Origin of the sequence: Nocardia sp. CA-129566 (assembly GCF_050956075.1) — a bacterium.
In the GTDB taxonomy this organism is placed as follows: domain Bacteria; phylum Actinomycetota; class Actinomycetes; order Mycobacteriales; family Mycobacteriaceae; genus Nocardia.
Genome location: NZ_CP192085.1, coordinates 694048 through 714477, shown reverse-complemented (window position 1 = coordinate 714477; position 20430 = coordinate 694048). Strand labels below are relative to the sequence as shown.

Annotated in this window: 23 protein-coding genes; 5 read left to right on the top strand and 18 right to left on the bottom strand. The window is 66.2% G+C overall.

Annotated features, from left to right (window positions below; translation table 11 throughout):
- Positions 1-164 precede the first annotated feature (164 nt).
- From dmpG to ACQP0C_RS03255, 4 genes are read right to left on the bottom strand one after another with little or no spacing between them, the layout of a single operon-like run.
- Entirely contained in the window at positions 165-1199 is a 1035-nt protein-coding gene (gene dmpG / locus ACQP0C_RS03270) for a 4-hydroxy-2-oxovalerate aldolase (protein ID WP_433730399.1), read from the bottom strand.
- A gap of 13 nt (positions 1200-1212) precedes the next feature.
- Positions 1213-2127, bottom strand: coding sequence for an acetaldehyde dehydrogenase (acetylating) (locus ACQP0C_RS03265; RefSeq protein ID WP_433730397.1), 915 nt, complete (start codon positions 2125-2127; stop codon positions 1213-1215).
- A gap of 10 nt (positions 2128-2137) precedes the next feature.
- Positions 2138-2923 (bottom strand): 2-keto-4-pentenoate hydratase, encoded by a 786-nt coding sequence (locus ACQP0C_RS03260; protein WP_433730395.1) that lies wholly within the window; start codon positions 2921-2923, stop codon positions 2138-2140.
- 1 nt (position 2924) lies between these two features.
- Positions 2925-4565, bottom strand: a complete 1641-nt coding sequence (locus ACQP0C_RS03255) for an FAD-binding protein (RefSeq protein ID WP_433730393.1) — start codon at positions 4563-4565, stop codon at positions 2925-2927.
- Between the two features lie 105 nt (positions 4566-4670).
- Here ACQP0C_RS03255 and kstD point away from each other — a divergent pair, with 105 nt between their 5' ends.
- Positions 4671-6395, top strand: a complete 1725-nt coding sequence (kstD, locus tag ACQP0C_RS03250; protein ID WP_433730391.1) for a 3-oxosteroid 1-dehydrogenase — start codon at positions 4671-4673, stop codon at positions 6393-6395.
- A 185-nt stretch (positions 6396-6580) separates the two neighbouring features.
- Positions 6581-7447, top strand: coding sequence for a MaoC/PaaZ C-terminal domain-containing protein (locus ACQP0C_RS03245; RefSeq protein WP_433730389.1), 867 nt, complete (start codon positions 6581-6583; stop codon positions 7445-7447).
- Between the two features lie 15 nt (positions 7448-7462).
- Here the strand turns inward: ACQP0C_RS03245 and ACQP0C_RS03240 are convergent, their stop codons facing one another.
- The 8 genes from ACQP0C_RS03240 to zapE all read right to left on the bottom strand — a co-directional run bounded on the left by ACQP0C_RS03240 (position 7463) and on the right by zapE (position 13782).
- The gene (locus ACQP0C_RS03240) at positions 7463-7840 is read right to left on the bottom strand and encodes a DUF5615 family PIN-like protein (RefSeq protein ID WP_433682184.1); all 378 of its coding nucleotides are present in this window, start codon (positions 7838-7840) and stop codon (positions 7463-7465) included.
- On the bottom strand, positions 7837-8070 hold the full coding sequence (locus ACQP0C_RS03235; RefSeq protein WP_433682183.1) for a DUF433 domain-containing protein: 234 nt from the start codon (positions 8068-8070) through the stop codon (positions 7837-7839). Before ACQP0C_RS03235 ends, ACQP0C_RS03240 begins: the two co-directional genes overlap by 4 nt.
- A 39-nt stretch (positions 8071-8109) precedes the next feature.
- Positions 8110-8577: a hypothetical protein gene (locus ACQP0C_RS03230; protein WP_433730387.1), complete on the bottom strand. Its 468-nt coding sequence runs from the start codon at positions 8575-8577 to the stop codon at positions 8110-8112.
- Positions 8574-9860: a DUF58 domain-containing protein gene (locus tag ACQP0C_RS03225; protein WP_433734418.1), complete on the bottom strand. Its 1287-nt coding sequence runs from the start codon at positions 9858-9860 to the stop codon at positions 8574-8576. Before ACQP0C_RS03225 ends, ACQP0C_RS03230 begins: the two co-directional genes overlap by 4 nt.
- Before the next feature lie 112 nt (positions 9861-9972).
- Positions 9973-10935 carry an AAA family ATPase gene (locus ACQP0C_RS03220; RefSeq protein WP_433730385.1) on the bottom strand — a complete coding sequence of 321 codons (963 nt, stop codon included), beginning with the start codon at positions 10933-10935 and terminating at the stop codon, positions 9973-9975.
- Between the two features lie 265 nt (positions 10936-11200).
- Positions 11201-11695: a hypothetical protein gene (locus ACQP0C_RS03215; RefSeq protein ID WP_433730383.1), complete on the bottom strand. Its 495-nt coding sequence runs from the start codon at positions 11693-11695 to the stop codon at positions 11201-11203.
- The gene (locus tag ACQP0C_RS03210; protein ID WP_433730381.1) at positions 11692-12609 is read right to left on the bottom strand and encodes a DUF4129 domain-containing protein; all 918 of its coding nucleotides are present in this window, start codon (positions 12607-12609) and stop codon (positions 11692-11694) included. Before ACQP0C_RS03210 ends, ACQP0C_RS03215 begins: the two co-directional genes overlap by 4 nt.
- A gap of 165 nt (positions 12610-12774) precedes the next feature.
- A complete protein-coding gene (gene zapE, locus ACQP0C_RS03205; RefSeq protein ID WP_433734417.1) occupies positions 12775-13782 on the bottom strand; it encodes a cell division protein ZapE in 1008 nt (335 codons plus the stop codon).
- Between the two features lie 22 nt (positions 13783-13804).
- On the opposite strand from zapE, the gene ACQP0C_RS03200 reads away from it, so the two are divergent.
- A complete protein-coding gene (locus ACQP0C_RS03200) occupies positions 13805-14383 on the top strand; it encodes a TetR/AcrR family transcriptional regulator (RefSeq protein ID WP_433730379.1) in 579 nt (192 codons plus the stop codon).
- On the opposite strand, the gene ACQP0C_RS03195 is transcribed toward ACQP0C_RS03200, so the two are convergent.
- Positions 14380-14823 (bottom strand): NUDIX hydrolase, encoded by a 444-nt coding sequence (locus ACQP0C_RS03195; RefSeq protein WP_433730377.1) that lies wholly within the window; start codon positions 14821-14823, stop codon positions 14380-14382. The genes ACQP0C_RS03200 and ACQP0C_RS03195 overlap by 4 nt on opposite strands.
- Positions 14824-14880: 57 nt before the next feature.
- On the opposite strand from ACQP0C_RS03195, the gene ACQP0C_RS03190 reads away from it, so the two are divergent.
- On the top strand, positions 14881-15093 hold the full coding sequence (locus ACQP0C_RS03190; protein WP_433730375.1) for a hypothetical protein: 213 nt from the start codon (positions 14881-14883) through the stop codon (positions 15091-15093).
- Positions 15090-15527 (top strand): PIN domain-containing protein, encoded by a 438-nt coding sequence (locus ACQP0C_RS03185; protein ID WP_433730373.1) that lies wholly within the window; start codon positions 15090-15092, stop codon positions 15525-15527. The genes ACQP0C_RS03190 and ACQP0C_RS03185 overlap by 4 nt, the downstream gene beginning before the upstream one ends.
- Before the next feature lie 64 nt (positions 15528-15591).
- Here ACQP0C_RS03185 and ACQP0C_RS03180 read toward each other — a convergent pair whose 3' ends face one another.
- Genes ACQP0C_RS03180 through ACQP0C_RS03160 form a run of 5 tightly spaced genes read right to left on the bottom strand, consistent with a single transcriptional unit; the run spans position 15592 to position 20365 of the window.
- Positions 15592-16776: a lipid-transfer protein gene (locus tag ACQP0C_RS03180; protein WP_433730371.1), complete on the bottom strand. Its 1185-nt coding sequence runs from the start codon at positions 16774-16776 to the stop codon at positions 15592-15594.
- Positions 16776-17186, bottom strand: a complete 411-nt coding sequence (locus ACQP0C_RS03175) for a MaoC family dehydratase (protein WP_433730369.1) — start codon at positions 17184-17186, stop codon at positions 16776-16778. The genes ACQP0C_RS03180 and ACQP0C_RS03175 overlap by 1 nt, the downstream gene beginning before the upstream one ends.
- Positions 17183-18145: a bifunctional MaoC family dehydratase N-terminal/OB-fold nucleic acid binding domain-containing protein gene (locus tag ACQP0C_RS03170; RefSeq protein ID WP_433730367.1), complete on the bottom strand. Its 963-nt coding sequence runs from the start codon at positions 18143-18145 to the stop codon at positions 17183-17185. Before ACQP0C_RS03170 ends, ACQP0C_RS03175 begins: the two co-directional genes overlap by 4 nt.
- A 10-nt stretch (positions 18146-18155) precedes the next feature.
- Positions 18156-19316 (bottom strand): acyl-CoA dehydrogenase family protein, encoded by a 1161-nt coding sequence (locus ACQP0C_RS03165; RefSeq protein WP_433730365.1) that lies wholly within the window; start codon positions 19314-19316, stop codon positions 18156-18158.
- Entirely contained in the window at positions 19301-20365 is a 1065-nt protein-coding gene (locus tag ACQP0C_RS03160; RefSeq protein ID WP_433730363.1) for an acyl-CoA dehydrogenase family protein, read from the bottom strand. The genes ACQP0C_RS03165 and ACQP0C_RS03160 overlap by 16 nt, the downstream gene beginning before the upstream one ends.
- Positions 20366-20430: the final 65 nt, after the last annotated feature.

The window sequence follows — 20430 nt, the reverse complement described above, 5'->3', positions numbered from 1 at the left end:
CCCGCGACCCCAAATCTCCAATGTTCACCCGCCCGCCGGAAACTGGCGCATATCTACTGGGCACCGCGCATAAGTTGCAGCCTGTGCGCGGTGCCCACTGGATATGCGGCACCCACTGCGAGGCCGCGACCAGTTGGGGACTGGTCGCGGCCTTGCGGTTCGGGTCAGGCGGAGACGGAGGCTTCGCGTTGGAGTTCGAGGGCGATATCGATGAGCTGGTCCTCCTGGCCGCCGACGAGTTTGCGCTTGCCGGCGCGTACCAGCATTTCCGCGGCGGAGACGCCGTAGCGTTCTGCCTGACGTTCGGCGTGCTTGAGGAAGCTGGAGTACACGCCCGCGTAGCCCATCATCAGTGCCTGGCGGTCCAGCAGGCATTCCTGCGGCATGACCGGGCGGACCACGTCCTCGGCCGCATCGGCGATCGCGAAGAAGTCGATACCGGTCTTGATGCCGAGTTTGTCGCAGACGCCGACGAATGCCTCGACCGGGGTATTGCCCGCGCCAGCGCCGAATCGCCGTGCACTGCCGTCGATTTGCTTCGCACCCGCGCGAACGGCGTAGACGGAGTTGGCAACCGCCAGGTCCAGGTTCTCGTGCCCGTGGAAACCGACCTGGGCGTCATCGCCGAGTTCGGCGACCAGCGCGGCGACCCGGTCCGAAACCTGTTCGAGCACAAGCGCACCCGCGGAGTCGACCACATAGACACACTGGCACCCCGCGTCGGCCATGATGCGGGCCTGCTTGGCCAGCGCCTCCGGCGGCTGGGTATGCGACATCATCAGGAAGCCGACGGTTTCCAGACCCAGCTCGCGCGCGAGACCGAAATGCTGGATCGACACATCCGCCTCGGTGCAGTGCGTGGCGATGCGGCAGATCGACGCACCGTTGTCCTGGGAGATCTTGATGTCCTCCTTGACGCCGACGCCGGGCAGCATGAGCACCGCGATCTTGGCCTGCTTCGCCGTCTCCGCCGCGATCTTGACCAGTTCCTGCTCGGGAGTGTGCGAGAAGCCGTAGTTGAACGACGAGCCGCCGAGTCCGTCGCCGTGGGTCACCTCGATGACCGGCACACCGGCGCCGTCCAGTGCGGTGACGATATTGCGCACATCGTCGGCGGTGAATTGGTGGCGCTTGTGGTGCGAGCCGTCCCGCAGCGAGGTATCGGTGACGCGGATGTCGAGTTCTGCTGAATAGACCATATCGAAGGCTCCTTTACACCCGGGCCGACAGAATCTGCTGTGCCATGACCTCGCCGACCTGGGTGGCGGCGGCGGTCATGATGTCGAGGTTGCCCGCGTACGGCGGCAGGAAGTCACCGGCGCCCTCGACCTCGACGAAGACCGAAACCTTCGCCATACCACCGGAAACCACCGACGGCGGGTCGAACTGCGGCTCGTTCAGCAGCCGGTAGCCGGGCACGTACTTCTGGATGTCGTCGACCATCCGATGGATGGAATCGGCGATCGCGTCGGTATCGGCGTCCTCGGGAATCGCACAGAAGATGGTGTCGCGCATGATCATCGGCGGTTCGGCCGGGTTCAGGATGATGATCGCCTTGCCGCGCTGCGCGCCGCCGATGGTCTCCACACCGCGCGAGGTGGTCTTGGTGAACTCATCGATATTGGCGCGGGTGCCCGGTCCGGCGGAGACCGACGATACCGACGCCACGATCTCGGCATAGGGCACCGCCACCACGCGCGATACCGCCGCCACGATCGGAATGGTGGCCTGACCACCGCAGGTGATCATATTGACGTTCGGCGCATCGAGATTCGCGCCGACCAGATTCACCGGCGGCACGACCGCGGGCCCGACGGCGGCGGGTGTGAGGTCGACCGCGCGGATCCCGGCCTCGACATACTTGGGTGCCGCGGCGCGATGCACATACGCCGAGGTCGCCTCGAAGACGAGATCCGGCAGTTCCGACTGCGCGAGCAACCAGTCAACGCCCTCGTGCGAGGTCTCCAGCCCGAGCCCGCGGGCGCGCTTCAAACCCTCGCTCTCCGGGTCGATTCCGATCATCCACTTCGGTTCCACCGTGGTGGAGCGCAGCAGTTTGTACAGCAGATCGGTGCTGATATTGCCGGATCCGACGATCGCGGCGGTGACGGTCCCCGTTTCGGACACGGCCAGCCTCCTATTTGAATTGCAAACGGACAGAACCGAGTCCGGCGAACTCGGCATGGAACGAATCACCCGCACGGGCGTCGATGGCGCGGGTGCAGGAGCCGGGCAGCACGATGTCGCCCGCCTTCAACCGCACCCCGAAGCTGGCCACCTTGCGGGCCAGCCAGGCCACCGCGATGACCGGATCGCCGAGCACGGCATCGCTGCGGCCCTCGGCGATCACCTCGCCGTTGCGGGTGAGCACGGCGTCGATGGCCTTGATATCGATGTCTTTCGGCGCGACTCGCGCCGCACCGAGTACGAAACCGGCCGAGGACGCGTTATCGGAAATGGTGTCGGCCAGCCCGATCTGCCAATCCTTGATCCGCGAATCGATCAGCTCGATGGACGGCGCGTACGCGACCGTCGCGGCGAGCACATCGGCCTCGGTGCAATCGGCGCCGGGCAGATCCGCGCCCAGGATGAAGCCGACCTCGACCTCCACCCTCGGGATCAGATAGCGCGAGGTCTCGACCGGAACATCCTCGAATACCTGCATATCCGCGAGCAGATGACCGTAGTCGGGTTCGTCGACACCCATCATCTGTTGCATGGCGAGGGAGGACAGACCGACCTTGTGCCCCACCACCTTCGCGCCATTGTCGAGCTTGCGCCGGATATTGATCAGCTGGATCTCATAGGCGTCCACGACATCGATATCGGGATGCCTGGCGATGAGGGGGTCGATGCCGACCCGGTCGCGCTCGGCGACGTCGAGTTCATCGGCCAATTCGATTCGTACCGCGTCGGACAGCACGCTAATTTCCTTCCACTGTTGTCGCTTCGGGCACGGCTGCCCGCGAAAGCGCGTCGGCACCCGCGGCGAACCTGCCCGCACGCCGACCGGAGAAGATACAGTCGGCCAGGGACAATCCGCTGACGTAGGAGTCCGAGCAGATGCCGACCGCGGTCCGCCCGGCCGCGAACAGGCCGGGAATATCGGTTCCGGCAGCCGATTGCACGGCTCCGGTGCTCTCGTCGACGACCACGCCGCCGAGGGTGAGCATCGGGCACGGGTTGATGACGCTCGGCTTGATACCCACATCCAGCAACCAGAACGGCCCGGCCCCAACGGTTTTGGTGAACTCCGCGGGCTTGCCGACCGGATCGGGCGCACCGTTGTCGATGGCGGCATTGTGCTCGGCGACGGTGGCGCGCAGCCCGTCGGCACTGATACCGGCCTTCGCCGCGACGGCGTCCAGGGTCGCACCGCGCACCGCGGTCCGCCGCATCGCCTCGAACTGCCCGCGCTGGAACCAGGCCGACTGAGTCCGAATCTGCGCGATCGCGGTCCGCATGAGCTTGTCGTCGGCGAGCAGCCAACCCTTGCCGTCGTGTTCGGTGATCAACGCGTGGCCGACCGCGGCACCGTAGCGTGTCTCATCGATGACCCGGCGGCCGTCCGCGTCGACCAATACCGAACCGGTAAAAGCGCTGGGCGGCAGGATGAACCGCCATGCCGAGATATTCCCCATCCGATCCGTGGCCGCACCGACCTGCTCGGCCATCCGGATCCCGCTGCCGTCATCGCCGGTCGTGCCGAGTGCGAGTCCGCCGCGGTAGCGCGGCCCGTATTCCCGCAGCATGTCCCGATTGGCGATGAACCCGCCCGCACTGAGCACCACACCGCGGCGGGCCTGGATCCGAATCGTGGTGCGGTAGCTGCGATCCAGCTTCGCCAGCCGACGCTCCAGCGCCTTGCGCAGCGGCGGGTAGTAGATGCCGGGCTTGGCGGCGATCGTCGCCATCCGGGTGTAGCGGTCCCGGACCGGTCCCGGGGCGTCGCGCAGGGTCTCGCATTCGACGCCGATCACCGTGCCGTTGTCATCGACGATCAATCGGGTTGCCTGCGTGAGGGTTTCCACCCGAACCCCGCGCCGCGCCGCGGAGGCGGCCAGCGGACCGGTGAGCTTCTTACCCGAGGTGCCCTTGCCCTTGACCCGGTGTCCGCGCTGTGCGGGCGTCGCGACCTCACGCCCGTAACCGGAGACCTCACTGCCCGAGTAGTAGAGGTAGTAGCTGTCATTGGGATACGACGTCTTGTACGGACACAGCGACGCCTCGAACGGCACCCCGTGTCCCTTCAGCCATTCGATCATCGCGGGGCTCTCGGCTACGAATCGCCGCAAGGTCTCGGGCTTGACGGCGGCGCCGACTTCGCGCTCGAGATAGGCCAGCATCTGCTCCGGTGTATCGCGCACACCCGCCTCGTGCTGCACCGATGTGCCGCCGCCCGCATAGATGATGCCGCCGGACAATGCCGACGCGCCGCCACCGGCGAAGCGTTCCAGCACCAGCACCTGCGCACCCGCATCCGTCGCTTCCAGGGCGGCGGCCGCACCCGCGGCGCCGAATCCGACGACGACCACGTCGGCGGCCAGGTCCCATTCGAGGCCCATGTACATCACTCCGGTCAGAAACTGAAACAAGTTTTCTCGACGAATGGAACGCCGAGCAAGTCTTCTGCCACTCAACATAGACCAAATGCGCCCCCATTCTATAACGTGTTCTACATGACTGATCCGGTTAATGATCCACACAGCTACGATGTGGTGGTGGTCGGCAGTGGTGCTGCAGGTATGACCGCCGCCCTCGCCGCAGCCCACCATGGACTGAGTGCGGTGATCATTGAGAAGGCCGCGCACTACGGCGGGTCGACCGCGCGCTCGGGTGGTGGTGTGTGGATCCCCGGCAACAAGGCGCTCAAGACGTCCGGCCGTCCCGATGACCGCGAGGATGCGCGCACCTACCTGCACAGCATCATCGGCGACGTAGTGCCGAAGGACCGGATCGACACCTACATCGACCGAGGCGCGGAGGCCTTCGACTTCGTCCTCGACCACACGCCGCTGAAGATGAAGTGGGTGCCCGGCTACTCCGACTACTACCCGGAAGCTCCGGGCGGCCTCGGCGATGGACGCTCGTGCGAACCCGCGCCATTCGACGCGAAGGTTCTCGGCGAGGAACGCTTCGATCTGGAGCCGCCGTATGCCAAGGCTCCGCTGAACGTCGTCGTCATGCAGGCAGATTTCGTGCGGCTCAACCTGATCCGCCGCCATCCGAAGGGCATCATGCGGGCGATGCGGGTCGGCGCCCGCACCTATTTCGCCAAGTGGACCGGTAAGCACATCCTCGGCATGGGGCAGGCCATCATCGCCGCCATGCGCAAGGGGCTGCTGGACGCGAATGTGCCGCTGCTGCTGAATACTGCGCTGACCAAGCTGATTGTGGAAGACGGCGTGGTCACCGGCGTCGAGGCCGAGCACGACGGCGAGACGGTGCGGTTCACCGCCAAGTACGGGGTGGTGCTGGGCAGCGGCGGTTTCGAGCACAACGCCGAAATGCGCACCAAGTACCAGCGCCAGCCCATCACCACCGAGTGGACCACCGGCGCGGCCGCCAATACCGGCGACGGCATCAACGCGGGCATGGATGTGGGCGCCGCGGTCGGCTTCATGGAGGATTCCTGGTGGGGGCCGACCATCTTCAAGGGCGGTAAGCCCTGGTTCGCGCTGGCCGAGCGGAATCTGCCCGGCACCATCATGGTCAACGCCGACGGCAAGCGATTCGGAAATGAGTCCGCTCCTTACGTCGAGGCTGTGCACACCATGTACGGCGGCGAATATGGGCAGGGTGAAGGTCCGGGCGCGAATATCCCCGCGTGGCTGGTTTTCGATCAGCGCTACCGGAACCGCTATATCTTCGCCGGATTGCAGCCTGGTCAGCGGTTTCCGTCCCGCTGGATGGAAAACGACCTCATTGTCAAGGCCGATAGCCTCGACGAGTTGGCCACCAAGATCGGGGTGCCCGCGGACAATCTGGCGGCGACCGTCGAGCGGTTCAACAAGTTCGCCGAGACCGGCGCGGACGAGGACTTCGGCCGCGGCAACAGCCACTACGACCGCTACTACGGCGATCCGACCGTGAAGCCCAACCCCTGCCTCGCGGGGCTGGTGCAGGGTCCGTTCTACGCGGCCAAGATCGTGCCCGGTGACCTGGGCACGAAGGGTGGTCTGGTCGCCGATACCGCCGGTCGGGTGCTGCGCGAGGACGGCAGTGTGATCGAGGGTCTCTACGCCTCCGGCAATAGCGCGACCCCGGTGATGGGCCACACCTACGCGGGCCCGGGCGCCACCATCGGCCCCGCGATCACCTTCGGCTATCTGGCGGTGCTGGATATCGCCGAACGCAAGAAGCAACTGTCGGCCGAGGCAGCCGCCGAGGCGTGACCGAGGGGGCGTCTCACCGAGCGGACGCCCCCTTGCCCACGCGGATGCGGTCGCCGCAGGATCGATTCGAGGCAACCGTCCCCGTGAGCGGCGAACCGCAGGCCACCTCGCCGGACCGCATCCGACCAGGACCCGGCCGCACCGGGCAGAGGAATCTGTCCACAAGCATTCACAAGGAGAACTCGATGCCCATCGATCCGAAAATCGCCCTCGGCGCGGAACTGCCCAGCCGGGAGTTCGCCTGGACGCCGTCGGATGTGCAGCTGTACCAGCTGGGACTCGGGGCTGGCACGCGCTGGACCGATGCGGCCGAACTGCGCTACCTCGACGACCGCACCCCGCAGGTGCTGCCGACCTTCGCCACCGTCGCGGCCACCTTCCACGACACCGAACCGCCGAAGGTCAAGTTCCCGGGCATCGATATCGATCTCGCGAAGGTGGTGCACGGCCACCAGGAGGTCGAGGTGCACCGCCCGATTCCGTCCTCCGGCAAGGCCACCAGCACCGGACGCATTACCGAACTGTGGGATAAAGGCTCCGCCGCCGTCGTCGTACAGGAGCACACCGTCACCGGCTCCGACGGCGAACCCCTCTGGACCGCCCGCTCATCCATCTTCGCAAAGGGCGAGGGCGGCTTCGGCGGCGAACGCGGCCCCAGCACGAAGACCGAACTCCCCACCCGCACCCCGGATTTCGACGTCACCACCCCAACCCTCCCCCAACAGGCCCTGCTCTACCGCATGTGCGGCGACCGCAACCCCCTCCACTCGGACCCCGAATTCGCGCGAGCCGCAGGCTTCCCCAACCCCATCCTCCACGGCCTGTGCACCTACGGCATCGTCTGCAAAACCGCCACCGACACCGTCCTCGACTCCGACGCAACCCGCGTCACCGGCTTCCGCGCCCGCTTCGCAGGCGTGCTGTACCCCGGCGAAACCATCCGCACCCGAATCTGGCGCGGGGATGGCGAATTGACCATTGTCGCAACGGCGGTCGAGCGCGATGACGCTCCGGTTCTCGGCGACGTCACGCTGCGCTTCCAGCCCGCCTGAGCCCGCGCGAGAACGTCAGGCGCGACTGTCCGGGTCGCGATCGGCGTGTGCAATCAACCGATCGCGGCCCAGCTCTACGACTGAGTTCTCGGCAAGAAGCCCGACAATGTCGTCCATGTGCTCGGCAAAGATCTGCAGCAGAGCATTGTTGGTGATATTGCCAGTCGAAACGATCAACAACCTGGACGGACACCCGTAGAGCACATGGCCGACCCAGAAGTCGCGATCTTTGCTGACGACCACACGGTTCTCACGATCCGCAAGTTTCGCGATGTCGTCATCAGCCGTGCGGTTTCCTTGCTCGAGTTGAGATGTGTGCACGATATCGTGCCCCGCCGCCGCCAGGAACATGGCCAAGCGCCGAGGCAGCTGGGCGTCGACGAGGAACTTCACGCCGCGTTGAAAGGTATCGTCGTCTGCTGGGCGGTCACGATCGCAGCGTACTCGAGCGCCGCCAGCACGTCGTCACCTTCGAGGTCGGGATAGTCCGCGAGAATGTCGTCGATGCTCATGCCTGCTGCCAGCAGCTCGAGCAGCATCTCGACGGGATACCGGAGGCCACGCACCACCGGCTTACCGTGGCAGACGGCAGGGTCGGAGGTGATCCGTTCCAGTCGGGACATGCGAATCACTCTACCTATACAGGTGCCCTGATAGCTTGCTCATCCAGGCAGGCTGACCGGCTGTTGTGCTTCTGCCCCATTGCGTCTGCGCCGTTGGGCGACCCCCTGGATCACCATGGCGTACAGGAGGATCGCCAGGATCGGCGCGGCGACTGGGACCCAGGCCAGGCGTAGGGGGAGCAACACGGCGCAGACGGCGACGGTGGCGAAGGCTACCGCGCCGGCTACCGAGGGCACCGTTGTCGGGACTACGCCTACCGGGGCGGAGACGGTGGCGGTGTTCAGGAGGTAGGCGGTGGCCACCAATCCGGTTGCCGCTGCAGCCAGTACGCCGGTGTCGGCGGCGGTTAGTACGCCGATTGCCAGCAGTACCGCGGCGACGGCGGGGAGGCGGAACCACCAGCCTGCTACTACGAGTAGGACTGCGGGGATGCCTGCCCAGGGGGTCATCAGGGTTATCGAGGTCACCAGGAGGACGCCGGACAGGATTGCGAGGAATCGGATCATCGGTGTACCCGTGCTGTTCGGCGATGGTCGGGGATCAGGCGCATCACCTGGTCCAGGCGGGCGTCTTCGGTCCAGGCGACGATGTCGACGCCGACGGTGCCCATATCTCGATACATCGAGGCGCGCTCCAGGTTCCACATCTTGGCGAGGGTTGGGTCGAGCTCTTCCTGGAAGGGGGTGCCGCGCAATACGTCGACGACCACGACGACATGGCCGCGCTTGCGCAGGTCGATCAGGGCGAGGGCGAATTGGGTGTCGAGGAGGGTGGAGAAGGCGACGATGATGGCGCCGAGCGGGACGGCGGCGTGGGGGGCGAGGGTGCCGGTGGTCGGAATGTGCTCATCGCCGACATCGAGGACGGTGTCCACGATCCGATAGAACTGCCGCCGCCCGATATCGGGGCGCAGCCAGCGGGGGGACTGGCCGAGGCAGACGACCGCGGTGCGATCCCCCGCCTGCAGTGTCGACTGCACCACCTGCGCCGCACCGCGCACCGATAGCTCGAGGGAGTCGGTGGCCGGGCCCGGTGCCTGCTGCGAAGTGTCGACCAGCACAACCACATCCGCGGATCGGTTGGTGAGCCGCTCGGTGACGTATAGCCGCCCGCGCCGGGCGCTGACCGGCCAGTTCACGATTCGCAGCTGATCACCGGGCGCGTAGGCGCGGATATCGGCGTACTCGACGCCCGGACCGTGCTTGCGGGTGAGGTGGATGCCGAGCCGTTCGGGAAGTTCGGTGCGCGGCAACTTCATTCGCTGCGGATCGGTGATCGGATAGACGAAGAGCTGACCTGCTGGCAGCACGGCGGTCGCGACGGACAGACCCGCCGGGCTGAGCGCGGAGATCCGGATTGATAGCGGATAGCGACCCCAGCGATCCGCCGTCAGGGCCAGCCGCAGCCCGGCCGGTGCCGTCCCGGAATCGATCGCCTCCTCGATCTCGATTCCGAGGCCCGCGGACTTCTCCGGAGTCAGCCGCAGCAGGGCATGGCCCGATTCTACGAAGGCGGCGATCGTCGTCACGATCTCCTCGGTCTCGAAGCAACGCAGCGTGCCGCCACCGTCGACGAGGATCCGGGTCCTCGACTGCTGCCATGGCGCGGTGGCGAGCACACCGAGCAGCGGGGCCGCGAATACGACCAGCTGCCAGCGGCCGAGCACCACCGCGAGCACCAGCGCGACGGCCGCGGCCACCGCCAGCATGAACACCAATGGGGCCGGTCGCCAGTGCAATTCGGCTTCGACCGAGGTGCTGATATCCCGGTGTCGTGCCCCGCCGGCCATCGGCTCGTCGCGGCTCGGTAGCCGCTGTGCGAGGGCATCGGCGGCCGCGGTCCCCTGGATGACGGCGGCCGATTCGTTGGCTTCCGGCTGGGTCATGTCCTCCCCTGCCGCATCAGGTCACCGATGCGCGCGGAACCGGCAGACGGCGCAGCAATTCGGTGATCACGTCCTCGCCGCGGATCCGGCGCACCCACATCTCGGGTCGCAGGGTGATCCGGTGCGCCATGGCCGGAACGGCCAGCGCCTTGACATCTTCCGGAATCACATAGTCGCGCCCGAGCAGCAGCGCGCGGGCCCGCGACATCTGCACCAGATCGAGTTCGGCGCGCGGGCTCGCGCCCACCTCGACCTGCGGATGTCCGCGCGTCGCACTCGCCAGCGCGACCACATAGCTGACCACATCCGGATGCACCGTGACGAACTCGACCGACTGCCGCATCTCCAGTAGCCCGTTCGCATCCACGACCTGGACCACCTGCGGTGTCGCCGCGCCGCGCTCGAGGCGGCGGCGGATCATCTGCCGTTCGTCGTTCTCCGACAGATATCCCAGCCGCAGCTGCATCGCGAACCGGTCCAACTGGGCTTCGGGCAGCGGATAGGTGCCCTCGTACTCGATCGGGTTATCGGTGGCGAGCACGATGAACGGCTGCGGCAGCGGGAAGGTTTCGCCATCAATGCTGACCTGGCCCTCGGCCATTGCCTCGAGCAGCGCGGCCTGCGTCTTCGGGGGCGTGCGGTTGATCTCGTCGGCCAGCAGCACGTTGGTGAACACCGGACCGCGCCGGAAATTGAACCGGCCCGATGACATGTCGTAGATGGTGGAGCCGAGCAGGTCGGCGGGCAACAGGTCGGGCGTGAACTGCACGCGGGTGAAGTCCAGGCCGAGCGCGGCGGCGAAGGACCTGGCGATGAGCGTCTTGCCGAGGCCGGGCAGGTCCTCGATCAAGATGTGACCGCCGGCGAGCACGGCGATCATGATCAGTTGCAACTCATCCCGCTTGCCGACGATCACGCGGGACAATTCCCGCAGTACCGCCTCGCTGCGCTGGATGGTCGCGTCCATCGGCATCGTCATTTGTCTACTCGCACTTGCCTCAACCCATTCTCTTTCGGCTGTATTCAACTGGGCTTGATCGGGGACCTACGTGGCTGCGCACGCTGCCTCCTCCGGGCCTGACCGCTCATGCTGTGTTCGATCGGGCATGATCGGGGCCCTACATGGTTACGCACGCTGCCTCCTCCGGGCCTGACCGCTCATGCTGTGTTCGATCGGGCATGATCGGGGCCCTACATGGTTACGCACGCTGCCTCCTCCGGGCCTGACCGCTCATGCCGGGCACTTACATTCTCCGCAGACGGCGCAGAATTTCGTCCAGTGCCGCTCGCCCGGGTGCGGGCGTCGTCTGATCCCGCAGCGCCGAGTTGGCCGGATCGACCCAGAGCCATAATTCCGGGCCGAACTGCAGTATCCCGGCGGCCTCGGTCGCCTTGCGGTTCTTGGCAACCCGCAGTCCGGTGGACAACTCGAACTCCTTGGCCAGCAGTGGACGCAGGTGTCGATCCCAGTCCGCTCTGGTGCCGTCCGCGCGGTCGGCGAGCATTTCCGCCCTGGCATGCCAGTGCCGCAGCATTTCCGCGGGGCCGTTCTCGATGTAGTCCTGCTCCGCATCGGCCTTCGGGCCGGACCTGGTCGACAGCGACCAGATCAGCTGAATCATGACCAGCGCCACCGGAATTCCGGCGGCGATCAGCAATGCGCCACGCGCCCTGCCGAGGGTGATCAACTCGATCAGCACGGTGATGATCAGCGCGCCGAATACGATCGCGCGATTCATACCATCTCCCCCTGCAGATCCGCCAGAACGATGCGCAGCAGCTGTTCGGCCCGCATCCGCTGCCACTCCAGCATCGAATGCGGACTGAATCTGGCCTCCTCGAACAGCGCGACCAGTTCCCTGGCGGACGCGTCGTGCAGTGCGCCGCGTTCGAAGGCGCGGGCCAGCACTTCCATCGGGGTATCGGAGGCCAGCGGCGCGGCCGCGCGATCGAAGGACAGGCCGCGTTCCATCGCGACGTAACAGGCGATGATGGCCTCGCGCGGATCCTGGCCGGGCGCGTTCATGGCGGCCAGGCCCATCTCGGCCGCTCGGGCCAGCGAACCCGCCACCGTCGGCGCGGCCGGGGGCAGCGGGGGCGATGCGGGACGCGGCTTGCGCTGGCCCGCCATCGCCACCGTGATCACCCCGGCCAGTGCCACACCGACCAGCGCGATCGCGGCGATGGTGGCCACCAGCATCGCCGTGCCGCCGAGATGCGGGGTCGGCGCGGCATCGGGTGTCGGCGCAGTGGTGACGACCTGCTCGGTGGTGTGGCCCGAGCCATCCCGTGGCACCGACGCCGGCGCCGGCTCGCCCTCGCGCCCGAAACCGACGAAGAAGACCGCCGACGCAGCCGCGACGATCAGGGAAACCACCGCAAGTGCGGCCAGGACCAATAGGCCGACCCGGCCGAGACGCCCGTGTCCGCGCTCGGAATCGCGATCCACCTCCGGCATGGCCAGCGGCAGCCGGTGCTGACTGGCGATCACCCCGGCGATCAGGATCACCATCGATACGGTGAGCAGTACCGGCATCAGCACCACCGAGATGGCCGATGGCACCGTGCGGTGGTCACCGGAGGCTTGCGCCCCGGGAATATGACCGCGCAGCGCGATCGCGACACACGCCAGCAGCGTGATCAGCACGATCACGCGCGTTATCGGCGCTCCCGCCCTAACCACCTGCTACCACCACATCTGAGTACAGCTCTGAACAGGCACATAGTTACATGCCGAGTGGTCGGCTCGGGATGGAATCGAATACTTAGGATCGCCTCCTCCTTATCGACGATACCGCGACTTCGATCGTGTACGGTGCTAGCCGATCGCGACGGATTCGGGCTGGTGGAGTTCGCCGAGACGGCTTTCGGTCCGTGCGATATCGGGGATGGCGGGGACGTCGGCCACCAGGTCCGATAGCGGCGCGCGGGCCGTGAGGGTGAGTTCGCGATCCGCGTCGTAGAGCACGTCGATCAGGTTGACGAAGCGCATGGCCCAGTCGGGTGGGACCTCGCGCAGGCGTGGAACGTCGCACAGGGTCCACCGTTGAAATCTTCGCGCCAACTCGACGTAGTCCGAGGCGGCGGTAGCGGTACCGCACATTGCGGTGAAGTCGATGACGAGCGCGGCGTCGTCGATCGCGCGGGCGCGGATCGTTCGGGTGCCGAGATGAATATCGACGCCCGGATCCGCCACCCGGTCCGCTGGGCTATCCGCATCGCAGATGAGGTAGCGCCCGGCCGCGAAGGCGGTATCCGCGCCGCCGCGCCTGCGGTAGTCGAGTGGACCATCGACCGAGACGACGTCCAGATGCGCGACGATGCGCGCGATGGTCGGCAGGAAACGATCGTGGAACAGCGGATTGGGCAGCAGTTGGGCCGGTGGATAATTCGAGGTCACCACCAGCAGGATGTGGCGGGCGAAGAGCGCGTCGAGCATTCGGGCGATCAGCATCGCGTCGCCGATATCGTGCACATGGAATTCGTCGAAGCAGACCAGTTCGGCATTGCCGAGCAAGGTGTCGATGGCCTTGTCGATGGAGCCCGACTCATACGCCGCGGTGTGCAATTCGGCGAAGAAGTTGTGGAAGTGGAAGCGGCGCTTGCGATTCGACGCAACGCTCGCGAAGAAGTCGTCCATCAGCATGGTTTTGCCGCGGCCCGGTCGGCCGTGCAGGTAGGTGCCGCGATGCCGCTTTACCGGGTGGCCGCGCCGATCGAGCTGTGCCAGCAGCCGCGCCCGCGCCCGGAGCTGATCGGTATCCAATGTGATGTTGTCCTGCACGGCATCCTCCTGATCCTCTACAGTTGTAGAGGAGGAAGTCAGACGGACGCCATAGAAGGTGACGATGTCCACAACCGACCGGCACATACTGATCGTCGATGCCGCCATCGATCTCATTGCCACCCAGGGCATTCGAGCACTCACCCACCGCGCCCTCGATACCGCACTCGAACTGCCCGCCGGATCGACCTCCTATTACTTCCGCACCAAACGGGCACTCATCGAGGCGATCGCGGACCGCATCACCACCCGCTCCCGCGACGATTTCGCCGCCGCCGAGCTCGAATCATCGGAAGCCGCCAACGCGACCCACATCGCCCGCGCCATCGCGATATGGCTCGATCGACTGCTCGTCGAACGACGCAATCACCTGATCGTCCGGCACGCGCTCATCATCGACCTACGCGCCGATCCCGAACTGCACGACCGACTCGCGCACAGCCTGTTCTCCACCATTCGAGCCCGAGATCTCTTCCGCGCCCTGCACTTCCCCGATCCCAGCAGTGCCGCCGCCGACTTCATCGCGGTACTCGAGGGCGCCGTCTTCGATCGCTTCGCGGGCGCACGCGCCCACCTCTCCGCAGGCACCGCCGAGAGCATTGATCAACTCACCGGACTGCTCGTCCGCCACCTCGACGGCTAGCGTCGCGGCCAGCCGCCCTCACTGTAGGTAGCTCCGCTGAGGTAGCCACGCAGCCCCGCGGCGGGATACCCGATGATCGAGTCATCGGGTAGCGCGTCCAGCGAAAACCATTGCAGCCCATAGCTTTTGTCCGGCTCCCGGTTGACCGGCTCGCCGCGCCAGCGCAGCGCCTCGAAGAACACCCCGAGCCGGGCCTCGCGGCCGGAGCCGACCACATGGGCGGTATGCACATGCCGCAGATCCGCCGGGTCGATAACAACCCCGACCTCCTCATATGCCTCCCGCACCGCCCCGGCGGTGGCCGACTCCCCCGCTTCCAGCTTTCCGGCGGGCAGATGCCACAGCCCATCGAACTCGTCGGCACTGCGCCGCCTGCTGAGCAGCACCTCACCATCACGAACGAGCAGAATGTGGACGTCGACCAGGTGTCGATCGGTCATATGAATCCCCTCTCAACAGCCTGCGGCGCCACCTGACCGATCGGTATACTCAACGGTATGACTGCTACTACCATCAAGGTGCCAAAGGCTACGCGCGACCGGCTGCACCGTCTGGCGGCAGCACACGGATTGACGTTAGCCCAGCAAATCGACCGACTGATCGATGAGAGTGCGGCGAAACCGCGCCCAACGACTGGTGGATACCGCAGCGACCGACCGCTCGACGCCGAGGAAATCGATGAGCAGCTGGCTCGGGGCTTCGGCGAGTGACCGTACTCATCGTCGATACCAGTGCCATTCTCGCCGCCTTCGACGAGGCGTATCCGGAGCAGCCAGCCATCGCACATATCCTCGAGGAGGCCGACGATCTGCTTGTCGTTTCCCCGATGATCGTTGCCGAAGCTGACTACATGCTCTCGGCCCGACTGGGGGCCGACGCCGCGCGCGCCTTTGGTCAAGATGTCGTGACAGGCGCGTACGAGCTGGCCGAGTGGACCGCCGAAGACCATGCCGTTGCGCTGGCCATTACCCGCAAGTTCGACGGACCCAAGGACTACATCGGAATTGCGGACGCATCCAAGGTCGTGCTCGCAGACCGTTACCGCACGACCTCGATTGTGACCTTGGACCAGCGTCACTTCCGCCAACTTCGTCCGCTCTGGGGCTCAGACCACTTCACTCTGTTGCCTTACGACGCCGACTGATCACGCTCTGCTTGTCGCCGAGGGCGGCGTTGCGGACCATCCGGCCTGAGCCCGACGGACGGGCTCAGTTGGCGCTGAGCACCAACCCCGAGGTCGGCACACCCGTACCCGCGGTAACCAGGATGTTCGCCAAGCCCGCAACGGGATTCACCGAAGTACCGCGAATCTGGCGCACGGCCTCGGCGATCCCGTTCATCCCGTGGATATACGCCTCGCCGAGCTGTCCGCCATGGGTGTTCAGAGGCAGCCGACCGCCGACTTCGATGGCACCGTCGGCAATGAAATCCTTCGCCTCACCGCGGCCGCAGAAGCCGAGCTCCTCCAACTGCATGAGCACGAACGGGGTGAAGTGGTCGTAGAGGATGGCGGCCTGCATATCGTCTGGGCGCAGACCGCTCTGGGCCCAGAGCTGGTCGCCGACCAGACCCATTTCCGCCAGTCCGGTGAGGGCGTCGCGGTAGTAGCTCGTCATCACGTACTGGTCGGCACCGGAACCCTGTGCGGCGGCGGTGATCACGGCCGGGCGCTGCGGGAGATCGCGGGCGCGCTCGACGCTGGTGACCACGATCGCGACGCCGCCGTCGGACTCCTGGCAGCAGTCGAGCAGATGCAGCGGCTCGGCGATCCAGCGGGAATTCTGGTGCTCCTCGAGGGTGATCGGCTTGCCGTAGAAGAAGGCAGCCGGATTCACCGCGGCGTGTTTGCGATCGGCGACGGCGACCCGGCCGAAGTCCGCACTGGTCGCGCCGTAGACGTGCATATAGCGCCTGGCGACCATCGCCACCTGGGCCGCCGGAGTTCCCAGGCCCTGTGGATAGGACCAGCCCGCATCGATACCCGAGGAGGTCGGCGCGGTGGCCAGCGCGGTAGAGAATTGGCCGAAGCGCGATACCGACCGCTCATTGAAGGCGCGGTAGGCGACGACCACATCGGCGACACCGGTGGCGACCGCCATCGCGGCCTGCTGGATGGTGGCACAGGCCGCGCCGCCGCCATAGCCGATGTGGCTGAAGAACTTCAGCTGCGGGATGCCAACGGCGCGCGCGACCGCCGCCTGGGTGTTGGTATCCATGGTGAAGGTGGTCAGGCCGTCGACATCGGCGGGCGTCAGACCAGCGTCGGCCAGCGCCGCGGTGACCGCCTCGGCGGCCAACCGCAATTCGCTGCGGCCGGAGTCCTTGGAAAAGTCGGTGGCGCCGATGCCGACGATGGCGGCGCGGCCGGAGATCCCAGTGTGGTCAGCGCTCATCATGGCCTCCGCAGGGCGATAACGGCTTTCGCCGTGATGTGGTCACCGAGGCTGTCGCGTCCGACGACATCGATGTGGATGTCATCGCCCTCGATGGCGGTGACGGTGCCCGAGAGCGTCAGGGTGTCACCGGCATACAGCGGCACGCCCAAGCGCAGCGCGACCGATTTGACGATGGCACGCGGTCCGGCCCAGTCGGTTACGAAGCGCTGCACCAGCCCGGTATCGGTGAGGATATTGACGAAGATGTCCTTGGAACCGCGGGCGACGGCCTTGTCCCTGTCGTGGTGCACATCCTGAAAGTCCCTGGTGGCCAGGGCGGTACTGATCACGAAGGTCGGATCGGCGTGAATGACCAGCTCGGGCAGTGCGGTCCCGACCTGCACGGCGGCGGGTTCGACGTAGGTCATGCGATCACCCGCCAGACCGGCAGCACGGCCGCATCGTCGAGTTTCTCGAACTCGACCTGTACCGGAAGGCCGATCTTCACATCGGCCGGGTCGATGCCGCGCAGTTCACCGAGCATGCGCACGCCCTCCTCCAATTCGACAAGCGCGACGACGAACGGCACCTGCCGCCCCGGCACTTTCGGCGCGTGATGCACGACGTAGCTGAAGACTTCACCGCGCCCCGAGGCGACGACGTAGTCGGTCTGCTCGGATTTGTCCTGCCACAGCGCCGGGATCGGCGGATGCCGCAGCGTGCCGTCCGGCAGCCGCTGAATCCGCAGCTCACCGGCTTTCGTACCCTCCCAGAAGAATTCGGTATCCCAGGACACCAGCGGCTTGACGCGTTCACCCGCGGGCGCTTTCGCGGCGGTACCGGTACCCGGTGCGAATTTCAGTAGCCGCCACAGCATTTCGGCGACCAACTCGTCGCCCACCCGCCAACTGATCTGGAAGCTGACGAACCATCCTTCGCCGAGCGCCGTCCGCTTCGGGCCGCGGATATCGACCAGCCTGCTGGTAACCGCCACTTGCTCACCGACATTCAGGTATCGGTGATAGGTCTGCTGGCAGTCGGTCGCGACCACCGAGGTGAAGCCCGCACTGTCCAGCAGCTCGATGACCTGGTTCGTCGGATCGTCGGCCGCGCGCGAACCATTGAGCCCTAGCATGGTCCAGACCTGGATCATGGCGGGCGGTGCCACGGTGCCGGGAAGTCCGGCCGCGCGGGCGGCCGCGTCGTCGACGTAGATCGGGTTCTTGTCCCCGAGCGCCTCCACCCAGTTGTTGATCATCGGCTGGTTCACCGGGTCACGCCCGAAGCGTGGCTCGCAATCCCCCGCCGCGATGATCTTCTCTGCGGCGGCGGTAATCGCTTCCGGAGTCAGGGTTTCCGGCACGCGCGGCTCCTTGCTGTAGTCCATCTCGCGGGATTCATCGTGGTACCCGAGGCAGTTTCAGACCGGACGAGGCGACCAGTTCGCGCATCACCTCATTGACGCCGCCGCCGAAGGTCACCACCAGGTTCTGTTTGGTCCTGCGGTCCAGCCAGGTCAGCAGTTCGGCGGTGGCCGGATCGGCCGGATCGCCGTAGTGCCCGACGATCTCCTCGGCGAGTCGACCCGCCTCCTGCAGCGATTCGGTGGAGTACACCTTGGTGGCCGAGGCGTCCGCGATCACGCTGGCCTGGTCGCCGTCGACGGTCGCCGCCACCTGCCAGTTCAGCAGTTCGTTCAGCCGGACCATGGCGTGGATGCGCGCGAGCGAACGGCGCACGTCATTTCGGGCGAGCACGCCGCGCGGCTGCGCCCACTCGCGCACGCGGTCGTAGAGCTGTTCGATCTTGCCGGACGGACCCAGGCTCACCCGCTCGTGATTGAGTTGGGTGGTGATCAGCCGCCAGCCCCGGTTCTCCTCGCCGACGAGCATGTCGGCGGGTACGCGCACATTGTCGAAGTAGGTCGCGTTGGTGTGGTGCGCCCCATCGCAGGTAATGATCGGCGTCCAGGAGTAGCCGGGATCGGTGGTATCCACGATCAGGATCGTGATGCCGCGGTGCCGCGATTCGACCGATCCGGTTCGGCAGGCCAACCAGATGTAGTCGGCCTCGTGCGCGCCGGTCGTGAAGATCTTCTGCCCGTTGACGATCCAGTCACCGGATTCGTCGCGCACCGCGCTCGTACGCAGCGATGCCAGGTCGGTGCCCGCCTCCGGTTCGGAGTAGCCGATCGCGAAATGGATATCGCCGGAAAGGATTCCGGGCAGGAACTTCGCCTTCTGCGCATCGGTGCCGAAGCTCTGCAGCGTCGGTCCGACCGTCAGCAGGGTGACCAGCGGTAGCGGAACATCCGCGCGCACCGCCTCATTGAAGAAGATCTGTTGTTCCATCGGACCGAAGCCCTGGCCGCCGTATTCCTTCGGCCAGCCGACTCCGAGCCAGCCGTCCGCGCCCATCCGACGCACCACCGCGCGGTAGGCGTCGCCGTGGCGGTTGACCGCCATCTCGGCCTCCTCCTCGGGAGTCACGAGATCGGCGAAATAGGACCGCAATTCGTCGCGTAGCTGGCGCTGCTCCGCAGTCAGATCGATGAGCATCTGGCCCCCAATCGGTCGAGGCGCAGGGATTCGCCGCCGAGCCAGCGGGCGATGTCCTTGGCCTGTGAGTAGTAGCGATGCATCGGATGGGTCACGTCGACCCCGAGACCACCGTGCAGGTGATGGCATTTCTGCATGGCGGCGGGCAGTTCCGAGGCCACGGTGTAGGCGAGCACATCGAGGTCGTCGTCGATGCGTTCCTGATGCGCTGGCGTCGAATCATCCTGTGCCAGTGCCCAGTTCGCCGAGACGGCGACGGCATGCAGGGTTCGCGAGACGACGTAGACATCGGCGATCTGCTGGGCGACGGCTTGGAATTCGGCGAGCGGCCGGTTGAACTGGTGGCGGGTCCGCAGATGTTCCGCGGTGAGTACGAGCGCACCCTTTAGCAGTCCGTCCGCGGTCGCGCCGATCGAAGCGACGGCCATGCGGTGCAGTTCGGCAATGCCGCCGGGCAGCAGCTGCTCGGCCGGAATCTCGACCTGGTCGAGTCGCACCGTGCATTCGGGAATCCCACCGGATACCGGCGTCGGCGTCAGGGTCAACCCGGCCGCATCCGAATCCACCAGTGCGATACCGGAATTCGTTGGAATCAGCAGCCAGCGCGCCTGCTCCGCATACGGAACCGCCACCTTGTGGCCGGTGATGCGCACGGTGTCGCCATTGGAGACGGCCGTGGTCTCGGGTTTGACGACGAAGGGATTCGCGGGCTCGCTGAGGGCCGCGGTGAGCACCGCCCCCTTGGCGACCTCCGGATAGACCCGCTCGGCGACGGTGTCCGGCAGGACCGAAAGCAGCGGCAGCAGCCCGAAGCCGAGGGTCGGCAGGGCGGGCACCGCCACCGCATCGGTGGCCAGTTCGGTCAGCAGCACCGAGACCTCCGGCAGGCCCATGCCGTCACCGCCGAACCGCTCCGGCAGCGCGAGCGAGAGCAGGCCGGTCTCGATCAGACTCGGCCACAGCTCGATATCGCGTGCCGGTTCACGCTCCAGCAAACTCACTACAACCTCGGCCACGGCATCCTGGCCCTCGTCCCGGGTGAAGTCCACGCTTACTCCAATTAAGTTCAGTATCGCTCCGCGCTTCCATGAGGGGCGATCTTCTGGCAATCGAC